The organism is Thiomicrospira microaerophila (assembly GCF_000934765.1).
Classification (GTDB): domain Bacteria; phylum Pseudomonadota; class Gammaproteobacteria; order Thiomicrospirales; family Thiomicrospiraceae; genus Thiomicrospira; species Thiomicrospira microaerophila.
The window spans coordinates 78,260-90,047 of the sequence record NZ_JYNN01000010.1 but is presented as its reverse complement, the minus strand read 5'-3'; the positions used below and the strand labels follow the sequence as shown (position 1 = coordinate 90,047).

General features: G+C 49.1%; 13 protein-coding genes. 4 read left to right on the top strand and 9 right to left on the bottom strand.

What is annotated here, in order from left to right:
• From NA59_RS05800 to trxB, 9 genes are all read right to left on the bottom strand, one after another.
• Positions 1 to 667, bottom strand: a 667-nt coding sequence (locus NA59_RS05800; RefSeq protein WP_044409386.1) for an RpnC/YadD family protein, incomplete at its 3' end; no start/stop codon positions are given.
• Positions 668 to 864: 197 nt separating this feature from the next.
• A complete protein-coding gene (locus NA59_RS05795) occupies positions 865 to 1,563 on the bottom strand; it encodes a succinate dehydrogenase iron-sulfur subunit (RefSeq protein ID WP_044409383.1) in 699 nt (232 codons plus the stop codon).
• A gap of 12 nt (positions 1,564 to 1,575) precedes the next feature.
• Positions 1,576 to 3,375 carry a succinate dehydrogenase flavoprotein subunit gene (gene sdhA, locus NA59_RS05790; protein ID WP_044409380.1) on the bottom strand — a complete coding sequence of 600 codons (1,800 nt, stop codon included), beginning with the start codon at positions 3,373 to 3,375 and terminating at the stop codon, positions 1,576 to 1,578.
• Positions 3,372 to 3,692 (bottom strand): succinate dehydrogenase, hydrophobic membrane anchor protein, encoded by a 321-nt coding sequence (sdhD, locus tag NA59_RS05785; RefSeq protein WP_044409377.1) that lies wholly within the window; start codon positions 3,690 to 3,692, stop codon positions 3,372 to 3,374. Before sdhD ends, sdhA begins: the two co-directional genes overlap by 4 nt.
• On the bottom strand, positions 3,692 to 4,084 hold the full coding sequence (sdhC, locus tag NA59_RS05780) for a succinate dehydrogenase, cytochrome b556 subunit (protein WP_052501489.1): 393 nt from the start codon (positions 4,082 to 4,084) through the stop codon (positions 3,692 to 3,694). Before sdhC ends, sdhD begins: the two co-directional genes overlap by 1 nt.
• Before the next feature lie 76 nt (positions 4,085 to 4,160).
• Positions 4,161 to 4,373: a hypothetical protein gene (locus NA59_RS05775; protein WP_044409374.1), complete on the bottom strand. Its 213-nt coding sequence runs from the start codon at positions 4,371 to 4,373 to the stop codon at positions 4,161 to 4,163.
• A gap of 5 nt (positions 4,374 to 4,378) precedes the next feature.
• A complete protein-coding gene (locus NA59_RS05770) occupies positions 4,379 to 4,807 on the bottom strand; it encodes a DUF1841 family protein (protein WP_044409371.1) in 429 nt (142 codons plus the stop codon).
• A 65-nt stretch (positions 4,808 to 4,872) separates the two neighbouring features.
• Entirely contained in the window at positions 4,873 to 5,514 is a 642-nt protein-coding gene (gene nth / locus NA59_RS05765; RefSeq protein ID WP_044409368.1) for an endonuclease III, read from the bottom strand.
• Between the two features lie 39 nt (positions 5,515 to 5,553).
• Entirely contained in the window at positions 5,554 to 6,510 is a 957-nt protein-coding gene (gene trxB, locus NA59_RS05760; RefSeq protein ID WP_044409365.1) for a thioredoxin-disulfide reductase, read from the bottom strand.
• 153 nt (positions 6,511 to 6,663) lie between these two features.
• On the opposite strand from trxB, the gene NA59_RS05755 reads away from it, so the two are divergent.
• The 4 genes from NA59_RS05755 to crcB are packed head-to-tail and all read left to right on the top strand — an operon-like array spanning position 6,664 to position 11,766.
• Complete coding sequence (locus NA59_RS05755) at positions 6,664 to 9,423, top strand: DNA translocase FtsK (protein ID WP_052501488.1); 2,760 nt, start codon at positions 6,664 to 6,666, stop codon at positions 9,421 to 9,423.
• Positions 9,424 to 9,433: 10 nt separating this feature from the next.
• Positions 9,434 to 10,048, top strand: coding sequence for a LolA family protein (locus tag NA59_RS05750; RefSeq protein ID WP_044409359.1), 615 nt, complete (start codon positions 9,434 to 9,436; stop codon positions 10,046 to 10,048).
• Between the two features lie 9 nt (positions 10,049 to 10,057).
• Positions 10,058 to 11,386, top strand: coding sequence for a replication-associated recombination protein A (locus NA59_RS05745; protein WP_044409357.1), 1,329 nt, complete (start codon positions 10,058 to 10,060; stop codon positions 11,384 to 11,386).
• Positions 11,383 to 11,766: a fluoride efflux transporter CrcB gene (gene crcB / locus NA59_RS05740; protein WP_044409355.1), complete on the top strand. Its 384-nt coding sequence runs from the start codon at positions 11,383 to 11,385 to the stop codon at positions 11,764 to 11,766. Before NA59_RS05745 ends, crcB begins: the two co-directional genes overlap by 4 nt.
• Positions 11,767 to 11,788 lie beyond the last annotated feature (22 nt).

Genomic DNA, 11,788 nt, shown 5'->3' with positions numbered 1-11,788 from the left:
TTAGATTGAACAGGTGGATCACGTCCTCTTTGTTTAATCCGCGCCTGAATAACTCACGGATTAGGTTGAGTTTGGCATTCATCCGCTGGTGCGGGTCTTTGATTTGTTTGGCGTCCAATTGCGCCAACACAATGAGGCCGAACACATTGTCACTCACCAATAGTTCTTCGCGCCTTGGGATAAAATCCAGCAGTTTGCAGATTGGAAAGTGCATGGTCATTTTAAAACCCAGTTCGTTGTAGCGATAGGTATCCTGTCGAAAACGTTGGTTGGTGTCACTGAGTACCGCTAAGCTGATCACGTCTTTTTTGTATCGATCGCGGATGCGGCTGTTGTAGCGGAACATTCGTTCGGCAAAGTCTTTTTGCGGTGAGCCTTGGACTTCAATATGAATCAGCAACCATTTCTCTTCACCGGTGTTGAGTTGGACTTTAACCAGTTTGTCAGCTTCGGTTTTTGGTCTTTCACCTTTGGCGAGGGTTTTTTGCAGTTCCTTGTCTAAAAACTCCGGCGCTTGTTGCCAGTTGATGGCATCGTAGACGGTTGGAAACAACAGTTGCATGCCTTCTTTGAAATAGCGATCTAACGCATTTTTCCATGGCGTGTCGTGCACTTGGGTTTCGGCTTTGCTTGACTGGGATTTGGGTTGAAATGACGCGGTTTTCATGCGGTTACCCTCGTAGATAATAGGGCAATTGTAGTGAGTTATGTGACGATTCGCAAGTGAGTGTCATCTTTAACCCAGATATTTCACTGCCCTGTCACCCTGCGCGAAGTCGCAGGGTGACGGCGTAGGCAGGGATGACGCAGGAATGGGAGCTGTAATAATGTAGACAGCACTTTCGATTGCACTCAGTATATCTGTTAGTCATCATTGATTATTCGATGTTTTAAATCAGAAATCGCCGCGCTGGGGTCGAGTCCTTTTGGGCAGCTGGCGGTGCAGTTTTGAATGTTGCGGCAGCGGAAAGTGGTATAGGCATCATCGAGCTGCTTGAGTCGTTGCTTGGGTTGAATATCGCGGCTATCAACCACAAATCGGTGTGCCGCAAGTAGGGCGGCAGGGCCGGCAAACTTATCAGGATTCCACCAAAAAGACGGGCAGCTAGTGGTGCAACAGCCGCATAGAATGCATTCATAATGTCCATCGAGCTTGGCGCGTTCCATCGGCGTTTGTAAATGCTCAACGTCCGCATTGAATTCATCCGCTTGTAAATAAGGCGCTACGCGCTCGTAATGTTCGTAAAATTGCGTCATATCTACCACAAGATCACGAATCACTGGCAAACCCGGTAAAGGGCGTAAGCTAATCTTATTGCCTAGCTCGCTTAGCGGCGTAATACAGGCGAGTTTGTTTTGACCATTGGCGTTAACGCCATCCGAACCGCACACGCCTTCTTGGCAGGAGCTACGGAAGCTAAGGCTCGGGTCTTGTTGCTTTAGGTGTTTTAATGCATCGAGCAACATCATGCCAGGCTTGATTTGCGTTTTATCGAGCTGATAAGTTTGGTTGTAGGGTGCTTTGTCGGTTTCAGGGTTAAAGCGATAAATAATAAATTCCATATTCGCTATCTCCTAATAAACACGTGGTTTAGGTTTAAATCCGTCAACCGTTAAGGGGCTGAGGTTAACTGGTTTGTCATCTATTCGGTGATTTTCGCTAAAATACAAGGTATGTTTCAACCAGGCCTGGTCATCACGTTCTGGAAAATCAACCCGACTGTGTGCGCCTCGGCTTTCTTGGCGTGACAGCGCACTATGCAGGGTGGCATAGCCCAATGCAAGCAGGTTTTCTAGTTCAAAGGCTTGAACACGCTCTAGGTTGAATACCTGTGCGCTGTCTTCTAAGCCTACTTTATTCAAGCGTTCTGCCAGTGCATCCAATTTCGGTAGCCCTGCGGCCAAGTTGGGGGCATCGCGGAACACGCCACAGTGTTGCTCCATGATGCGTTGCAGGTCTTGTTTAATCAGATAGATTGAATCGGCGTTATCGTTGATGTTTGCGCTAAGAGGCGTGTTATTTGGTGACGCGTTATTTGATAACGCTCGTTGCCATTTATGGATGCGTTGCTCAACCTGTTGCATTTGTAGTGGTAGGTCGGATGCAGAGCCTAACTGGGTTTGTTGTTGCATATGGCGGGCGGCTTCGCGCCCAAAAACTACGATATCTAATAAGGAGTTACCGCCTAAACGGTTTGCACCATGAACCGATACACAGGCTGCTTCGCCGATGGCATAGAGGTTGGGCAGCGCATGCATCTGTCCATCCTGCTTAGTGAGCACTTGGCCGTGCAGGTTGGTCGGGATGCCGCCCATCATATAGTGACAGCTTGGATGAATGGGAATCGGGCTATTAATCGGGTCTTGACCGGTAAAGGTCAGGCTGATGTCGCGGATGCCGGGCAGCCGTGTTTTAATCATCTCTGGGTCTAGGTGGGTTAAATCGAGTTCAATATAATCCTTGTGTTCGCCGCAACCACGGCCTTGTTGAATTTCAATCGCAATCGCACGCGATACGACATCGCGTGAAGCCAAGTCTTTCACTTTTGGCGCATAGCGTTGCATAAAGGCTTCGCCTTGCGCATTACGCAACACACCGCCCTCACCGCGCGCGCCTTCGGAAATCAACATGCCCTTGCCTGCCACACCCGTCGGGTGGAACTGCCAAAACTCCATATCCATTAACGGCAAGCCGGCGCGTAAAACCATGCCAAGCCCATCACCGGTGTTAATCATCGCATTGGTGTTGGTGCGAAATAATTGCCCCGCGCCACCGGTGGCGATTAAAAATTGGTTGGCGCGTAACAGGTGGTATTCACCGGTTTGAATATCGAGGCTCATTATGGCCGCGATCTGGTGTTGTTCGTCTTTAATGAGGTCTAGGGCGAGGTGTTCATTGAAAAAATGGGTGCCGACTTGTAGGTTTTGTTGGTAGAGGCTGTGGAGTATCGCGTGACCCGTGCGATCAGCGGCGGCGCAGGTGCGTGTTGCTTGGCTTTCGCCAAAGTGTTGGCTTTGACCACCAAACGGGCGTTGGTAGATTTTTCCTGAATCTAACCGTGAAAAGGGGACACCAAAGTGCTCCAATTCGCGCACAATCTCGACCGCTTCGCGGCACATAAACTCAATCGCGTCTTGGTCGCCTAAATAGTCACTGCCTTTGATGGTGTCAAACATATGCCAATGCCAGTTGTCTTCTGAGACATTACCCAGTGCGGCATTAATGCCACCCTGGGCGGCGACGGTATGGGAGCGCGTAGGAAACACCTTGGACACCACCGCCACCTTGACATTGGATTGCGCTAACTGCAGTGCGGCGCGCAAACCCGCACCGCCTGCACCGATAATCACGGCATCAAACTGCGCCTGTTTCATAGTGTTAATCCTTGGGTTAGAAGCCAGGCTAAATTCAAGCCAATCAATATAAGCAGAACGAGCAGGCCGCGCAGCAATCCGCTCAGGTGAGGGCGTGGTAAGTAGTCGATCATCACATCACGCAACCCCACCCAGGCATGAATAAGCAGCAAAATCAGTGCAATCAGGCTGGGCACTAATAGCGAGGGCGAAAATAAATCGGCTAGCGAGCCAATGGATTGGGTGAGGCTTAGCCAAACTAAATAGGGTGTATAGAGCGCCAGATAAGCGGCGGAGACTTGTTGCCAAACAAAAGCACGTTTTCCTGTTAAGCGCATTACCAAATCCTTAGCAGCGCAAACAGGCTGAGCGTGAACCATAGACCGAGTAGCAGCCAGACGGCGGATTCACTGCGGATAAAGGCGGTTAGGCGTTTGTTTAGGCAGAATTCAATCAAGAGATGGCGTAGGCCAGCCAACCAGTGAAAGGCTAAAGCCAACCAAAATAGGGATAAAAAGACTTTGCCAGCACCGCTCAACAACCAGGCCTGGTGGCTAGGAAGGCGGCTGGGTTCGAACATTACAAGGTTTAACCAGACTAACCAACCCAGCAGGGTAGCAACCAGTAAAACGCCTGTTACACGATGGCTAATCGACAAAATCGCATTCGGTGGAAAGCGAAAATGCCGAAGACTGAGGTTAACAGGGCGTGGATCTTGGCGCGGCATCATAAGCATCACTCCGATCAGTAACTAACATAATGGTTTCTATTCTAAGTCGATAAGCCCCTCAATTGCAAAACCAATTTTAGTGAGTGGTGTCCTTGTCGCGGTGCTTAGCGGCGAGTTTATTCGCCCATTTATAAGAAAGCCAAAAAGCGGGGGTGATAATGGCAAAGGTGAATAGCGCGCTGGTCAATGCATTCCAGATGGATTCGCCTTGCCAGCCAACAATAATCCCCACAGCGATACTTAGAAAAATACCATTGCGCAGTGCGCGTTTAACAGGGTTGAAGAGCATGAGTGTTATCCTTTAATCAGTTTTTGTAAGCAAGCATGATAGGCGATCTCGTCAGGTGCTTGTTGGTTTTTTTGACTGTTCCAGAGTGCTTCTGCTAAGCAATCCATCATCAGATGTTCGGCGTCCAGTTGGCTGCCAAACTGGAGTGTTAACACTCTATGGACATGCGCAATGCCAGCGGGGCGGTCTGTTGCGACCTGTTCGCGGATACCTAAATGCATCCCCATATGTAAAAATGGATTGGTTTCACCCATTTCAGGGAGGTATTCATTTTTAATATGCTGGCGGTTAGCCAACATTTGATGGTATTCCGGGTGCTGCTCAATCACAATCGCAATTTGCTGTTCAAGCGCATCCAGTGGTTGATTGAGTCGCGCCTTCTGCCAAATATCGGCATAGTGTTGGCGCAATTTGTCGCGTTCAGAAGTGTACATAATAAAGATGACCTTTTTGTGACAAATAAGGCTATTTCATAACCAGGCCTGGTTGTAAAATGCGCTTATTCAGCGTATTTTTCTTTGTCTTTAAATTCGCATAAATCAAAAATAACACAGCTACCACAGCGTGGTTTTCGCGCCATGCACGTATAGCGACCATGCAGAATAAGAAGGTGATGGGCGTCCATCAAGTGTTCTTTGGGGGTGAATTTTAACAGTTTTTTCTCAACTTCTAGTACATCTTTGCCGGGCGCAATCTTGGTGCGATTCGATACCCGGAAAATATGGGTATCGACCGCCACTGCTATCTGTCCAAACGCGGTATTGAGCACCACATTGGCGGTTTTACGCCCAACACCGGGCAGGGCTTCAAGTGCCTCACGGGTTTGAGGCACTTCGCTAGCGTGCAATTCAACCAGCATTTTGCAGGCTTTAATAATATTTTCGGCTTTGGTGTTAAACAGCCCAATCGTTTTAATATAGTGTTTGAGGCCGTCCACACCTAATGCGTAGATAGCTTCAGGCGTATTGGCGATGGGAAACAGCTTGGCGGTGGCGATATTCACGCCTTTATCCGTCGCCTGCGCCGATAAAATCACCGCGATCAGCAGCTCAAAAGGTGAGCTGTAATGGAGTTCAGTCACCGGCTCAGGAATGGCTACCGCCAATCGGTCAAAAATCTGTTGTCGTTTGAGTTTGTTCATCGATTCGTTTCAACAAGCCTGCGCCGATAGGCGGCGAGGTTACGCGATTCCCTTTTCTTCAAAATAGCGCTCGGCATCGAGTGCGGCCATGCAGCCTGCGCCTGAAGAGGTGATGGCTTGTTTATAGACCTGGTCCATTACATCGCCCGCAGCAAATACGCCTTCCACACTCGTGGCGGTCGCATTGCCCTGTAAACCGCTTTGTACTTTAATATAGCCATTGACCATTTCAAGCTGACCTTCAAATAGTCCCGTGTTAGGGGTATGACCAATCGCGATAAATACGCCCATTAAGTCGATGTCTTTGGTTTCGCCCGTTTCAACGTTTTTGATACGTATGCCGGTCACGCCGGTTTTGTCACCCAATACTTCGTCAAGCGCGCTGTTAAGCTCGAGTTTTACATTGCCTTCTTTGGCTTTGGCGAGTAGCTTGTCAGACAGGATTTTTTCGCTTCTAAACGTGTCGCGACGATGCACCACTGTAACTTCGGCGGCGATGTTGGATAAATACAGCGCTTCTTCAACAGCGGTATTGCCGCCACCAATTACCGCGACTTTTTGGTTGCGGTAGAAAAAGCCATCACAGGTGGCACAAGCAGAAACGCCTTTGCCTTTGAAGGCTTCTTCCGATTCAAGACCTAAATACTTCGCCGAGGCACCGGTTGCAATAATTAAAGCATCACACGTATAAGTGCCGCTGTCACCTTTTAGTACGAAGGGGCGTTGTTGAAGATCGGCCTGGTTGATATGGTCAAAAATAATCTCCGTACCAAAACGCTCGGCATGCTGTTGCATCCGCACCATTAAATCCGGACCGGTTAAACCTTCCACATCGCCAGGCCAATTATCGACCTCCGTGGTGGTGGTGAGTTGTCCGCCTTGTTGCATACCGGTAATGATGACGGGATTAAGATTCGCACGAGCCGCGTAAACCGCTGCCGTATAACCCGCTGGACCTGAGCCTAGAATCAATAGTTTGCAATGTTTATCCGTCATGGGTATTCCTTTTTATAATGATAATTATTGTAGGTTGTTGCGTTGCTAGCCGCTGTTTAAAGCGTCAATTGTGTTAAAATTCTAGCAGTTTTTTAGGCTCACCGCGAGTTAGCATGGGTAACTCGCATAATTTTGCACAATTTAGGATGTATTTTGGCTTTATTTAATTCTAATGACAATCAAGATTTCGAACAGCAGGGGCGCCCAAAATGGGCGCGTTGGAATTGGCTATTGAAAGATGTGGTGTTGCTAAGCTGTATCAGTTTAGCTATTTTTTTGTTTGTCGTGTTATTTAGCTATCACCCTGATGATCCAGGGTTCCAGCGCGTGGGTGCGGTCGATAACTATTTCAACTATGGTGGCGCGACAGGGGCATGGTTGTCCTCGTTTATTCTTTACCTGTTTGGTGTATTTGGTTTTGCTTGGCCATTTGGCATTTTAATGGCGGGCTGGGTTACGTTAAAAATTCGCGCCACGCCTGATTTTGACTGGGGACGACTCCTGCTTAGTTTAAGCGGTTTAGTCTTGATTGTCTTATCGGGTTCAGCGATGGCAAGTTTATTTTTGGCGCCTGAGAATTGGTTGGTGACTTTGCCTTATTTTTCAGGTGGTGTGCTGGGTTACGAACTGAGTGTGTTGTTGATCGGTGCCTTTGATTTACTGGCGACGACGCTGGTGCTGTTAGTGTTATTTGCTGTCGGCGTGAGTATGTTAATCGGTCAATCTTGGTTAGCGATTACAGAGGCAACAGGGCGAGGCGTTTGGTGGGTGATAGAAGCGATTCTGGCGCGTTTGCCTATAGATAAATGGCGAGGCAATACACTGGCAAACGCATGGGCGGATCTGAACCTAAAAACAAGGTTGATGCAATGGATTAAGCAAACGCGAGAACAAGGCCTAAAAGTCAAAGCACAAAAGCTTAAACGCAAGCAGGTGCTCGATGCCCAGCGTGCGGAGGTGTTAAATCAGCCGATGCCACCGGTTTCGCCTAAGGCGCATAATAATGACCTGCACTCGCCCACCGAGGCTATGCTAAACACGCCAGAACCTAGCTTCGTGAATCCAGCGCAGGAAGAACCTGTGACGCAACCGCAACCGCAAGCACAACCGCAAGCACAACCGCAAGCACAACCGCAAGCACAACCGCAAGCACAACCGCAAGCACAACCGCAACCGGTTTTGCGCGCCGAAGACGTGCCGCCGGCGCAAACATCTTTTTATACGGCGCCTAGTGCTGTTCATGCGTTTGACAATCAAGATACGCGCCCAGTGGCGGCGCCCTCTAGCTCGGAAGTTCCGCCGCCCCCCGATATGACACCTGATAGTGTTCAGTCAGCGCCGAGCTTGGCGCAACAGGGTGCGGTGGCGGTTGAGCCTAAATACCGCGCGGATTCAGCGAACTATCAAGTCAAAGAGCCGGAGTTACCCTGTTTGTCTTTATTAGATCCCGCACCGGTGTATGACGATGCTTATTCGGAAGAAGAATTGCAATCCATGTCTTTGTTACTTGAAACACGCTTGCAGGAGTTCGGTGTGACAGTAACGGTTGAGGCGGTTTTGCCTGGGCCCGTGGTAACCAGCTTTGAGCTGATGCCCGCCCCCGGTGTGAAGGTGAGCCAAATATCGAACTTATCAAAAGATTTAGCGCGCGCGCTGGCGGTACAGGCGGTGCGTGTGGTGGATGTGATTCCAGGTAAATCCTGTGTGGGAATTGAAATTCCGAATGCTAAACGTGAGATTGTTGGCTTTAGCGATATTTTGTCTTCAGAGGCCTTTCAGAACAGCAGTGCGCCTTTGACTTTGGGTTTAGGTAAGGATATTTCGGGCAAGCCCGTGGTGGCAAATCTAGCCAAAATGCCGCATGTGCTGGTAGCGGGTACCACGGGTTCAGGGAAGTCGGTTGGGGTAAACAGCATGATTTTGAGTATGCTGTATAAAAGCACGGCTAAGGATGTGCGCTTGATCATGGTGGACCCTAAAATGTTGGAACTCTCAATTTATGAGGATATTCCACATTTATTAACCCCGGTGGTGACCGATATGTCGGATGCAGCGAACGCGTTGCGTTGGTGTGTATTTGAAATGGACCGTCGTTATATGTTAATGGCGAAAATGGGCGTTAGAAATATTGCCGGCTTTAATGAAAAGGTGCAGGCGGCGATTGATAAGGGCGAGCCAATTCCGGATCCCTTGTATGAACAAGCCAAAACCCTGAGTTTTGAAATGTCAGATGCGCCGCCCACGCTTGTGCCACTGCCCTATATTGTGGTGGTGATTGATGAATTTGCAGACATGATTATGGTGGTCGGTAAAAAGGTCGAAGAGCTGATTGCGCGTTTGGCGCAAAAGGCGCGTGCTTCAGGGATTCATTTAATTCTGGCCACCCAACGTCCGTCAGTTAACGTGATTACGGGTTTGATAAAAGCCAATATTCCAACCCGTATTTCGTTCCAAGTGTCCTCAAAAATTGACTCGCGCACCGTACTCGACCAGATGGGGGCGGAGCAGTTATTAGGCATGGGAGATATGTTGTATTTGCCCCCAGGTAGTGGTTCGCCGATTCGCGTGCACGGCGCCTTTGTGTCGGACGATGAGGTGCATCGCGTGGTGGACTTTATTAAGCAGCAGGGCGCACCACAGTATCTTGAAGCGATTACCCGCGATCCCGACTCGGTGATGTCAGAAGGCGGCGCAGCGGGTGATCCAGCCGATGCCGAGCAAGATGTAATTTATGATGAAGCGGTCGAATTTGTAGTGCAAAGTGGTCGGGTATCGATTTCATCGGTACAGCGACGGTTTAAAATTGGTTATAACCGCGCGGCGCGAATTGTTGAAGCGATGGAGTCAGCAGGCGTGGTATCGACGATGCAAGCCAATGGCAATCGTGAAGTCTTAGTGCCAAAATCTGATTAAAGGAAGGGATATGAGAAAATTATTTTATGCGTTGGGGTTGATTGGGTTTTTACTACCAGGCCTGGTAGTGGGGCAGGTGCATCCTTTGCAGCAAGCAGTGGATCAATTAAAAACATTTAGCGCCGATTTTGTGCAGGAGCGAGAAGAGGAATATTTCTTTCGTAAAGAAGTTTCATCGGGTACGTTTGATTTAATGCGCCCCGGCCTGATGCGCTGGAACTACCAAAAACCTGAAGAGCAGCATATCATTGTCGATGGGATACGCTTATGGGTGCATGATGTGGAGTTGAACCAGGTGTCGGTGCGCCCGGTGGCGGAAATTCAAAATGATATTCCCTTAGCTTGGTTATTGTTTGAAGAACCGATTGAGCAGGCTTATCGTATTATTTCAGCAGGTAATCGAGCGGGTTTAACTTGGTACAACTTACGTCCACGAGGCAATACGTTTTTTCAAAGCATTGAAATTGGTTTAAAAGACGGGGTGATGCAGCAGGTGTGGATGTATCAGAGTGCGGATAATGTTACCAAGGTGCGGTTTGAAAATATTCAGCTTAATCAACCGATTTCGCCAAGCGCCTTCCGTTTTTCTGTGCCGCAAAACGCCGATTTGTTTGGTGAGATCTAGTGTATTGCGATGGCTTATCAACCCTTATCTGACCGTTTAAGACCGCAAAACCTAGCTGACTATGTAGGTCAAACCCACTTGCTGGGCGCAAACCGTGCGCTATCCAAAGTGTTTGCCTCCAAACATCTGCATTCGATGATCTTTTGGGGACCACCGGGCACCGGTAAAACCACCTTGGCGCGCTTGATTGCTCATCAATCTGATTTACAGTTTATTAATCTGTCAGCCGTGCTTGATGGGGTCAAAGAAGTGCGCAAGGCGGTCGAGCAAGCCAAAGCGCAGCGTGAACAATTTAATCAAGGCACTTTGTTGTTTGTCGATGAGGTGCATCGCTTCAATAAATCCCAGCAAGATGCGTTTCTACCCTATGTCGAAGACGGCACTTTTGTGTTTATCGGCGCCACCACTGAAAATCCCTCGTTTGAATTAAATAATGCCTTGTTATCGCGCGCAAGGGTGTATGTGTTGAAGTCTTTGGATTGGGGTGAGCTGAAGTTAGTATTGGCGCGCGCGTTGGATTTGTTGTCGAAAGATTTAGGCATGCCAGTTAATTTGGCGGACGATGCGCAAGATCTCTTGGTGCAAGCGGCAGATGGCGATGCGCGGCGGTTAATTAATTTTATTGAACAGTTAGCCGACTTTGCGCAACCCGCTGAATCGGGCGATTTACCACCAGGCCTGGTTGTGAAGCTACAGGATTGTCGTGAAATTGTACAAGCGGGTTTTCGCCGCTTTGATAAGGGTGGCGAGGCTTTTTATGATCAAATTTCGGCCCTGCATAAATCGGTGCGTGGCTCAGACCCGAATGCCGCGCTCTATTGGTTGGTGCGGATGCTTGATGGTGGGGTCGACCCTAAGTATTTAGCCCGTCGTTTGATTCGGATGGCGTCTGAAGAAATTGCCAATGCCGACCCGCGCGCATTAGATGTTGCGGTGAATGCGGCGCAGGCGTATGAGCGTTTAGGCTCGCCCGAAGGCGATTTAGCCTTGGCACAAGCGGCGGTGTACTTAGCCGTTGCGCCTAAATCGAATGCCGTATATATGGCCTATAAAGCGGTACTGAAAGACATTAAGCACCATGGCTCTGATGAGGTGCCGCTGCATCTGCGTAACGCGCCAACCAAGCTTATGCAGGGGATGGATTATGGCAAAGGCTATCGCTATGCGCATGACGAACCCGACGCCTTTGCGGCGGGCGAATGTTACTTTCCTGATAACATGGTTGAGCGTGACTATTATCAGCCGGTAGAGCGGGGGTTGGAAATAAAAATAGCCGCTAAAATGGCTCATTTAAAAGCCTTAAATCAAACCGCAACGCACAAAAGGCGACCATCATGATGTTTTGGTTGGCGATTGCGGTTGGCGGTGCGTTGGGCGCGGTGGCGCGATTTGCCTTATCGCATCAAACCTATCTCTGGTTAGGGCGGGATTTTGCATGGGGCACGCTCGCGGTGAATGTGATTGGCTCGTTTCTAATCGGCTTGCTGACTATTTTATTGATCAACAAGTTTGCGGTATCCGCTGAATGGCGCGCACTGCTGATTGTCGGCTTTTTAGGCTCGTTCACCACCTTTTCAACCTTCTCATTTGAAAGCCTGCAATACATCCAAACGGGTGAAATAGGCAAGGCCCTCGCCAATATCCTCGCCAGCGTGCTCGCCTGTATCGCCGCCGTCGGGCTCGGACTATGGCTTGGCAAACAGCTTTTGGTTGAGTAGATTTTTTTTAGACAACCTATCA

Coding starts and splice junctions, on each gene's coding strand:
- NA59_RS05795 (WP_044409383.1), bottom strand. CDS start 1,563: ATGGAATTTATTATTTATCGCTTTAACCCTGAAACCGACAAAGCACCC.
- NA59_RS05745 (WP_044409357.1), top strand. CDS start 10,058: ATGGCTTATCAACCCTTATCTGACCGTTTAAGACCGCAAAACCTAGCT.
- trxB (WP_044409365.1), bottom strand. CDS start 6,510: ATGACGGATAAACATTGCAAACTATTGATTCTAGGCTCAGGTCCAGCG.
- NA59_RS05770 (WP_044409371.1), bottom strand. CDS start 4,807: ATGTACACTTCTGAACGCGACAAATTGCGCCAACACTATGCCGATATT.
- NA59_RS05750 (WP_044409359.1), top strand. CDS start 9,434: ATGAGAAAATTATTTTATGCGTTGGGGTTGATTGGGTTTTTACTACCA.
- sdhC (WP_052501489.1), bottom strand. CDS start 4,084: ATGATGCCGCGCCAAGATCCACGCCCTGTTAACCTCAGTCTTCGGCAT.
- nth (WP_044409368.1), bottom strand. CDS start 5,514: ATGAACAAACTCAAACGACAACAGATTTTTGACCGATTGGCGGTAGCC.
- sdhA (WP_044409380.1), bottom strand. CDS start 3,375: ATGAAACAGGCGCAGTTTGATGCCGTGATTATCGGTGCAGGCGGTGCG.
- NA59_RS05775 (WP_044409374.1), bottom strand. CDS start 4,373: ATGCTCTTCAACCCTGTTAAACGCGCACTGCGCAATGGTATTTTTCTA.
- crcB (WP_044409355.1), top strand. CDS start 11,383: ATGATGTTTTGGTTGGCGATTGCGGTTGGCGGTGCGTTGGGCGCGGTG.
- sdhD (WP_044409377.1), bottom strand. CDS start 3,692: ATGCGCTTAACAGGAAAACGTGCTTTTGTTTGGCAACAAGTCTCCGCC.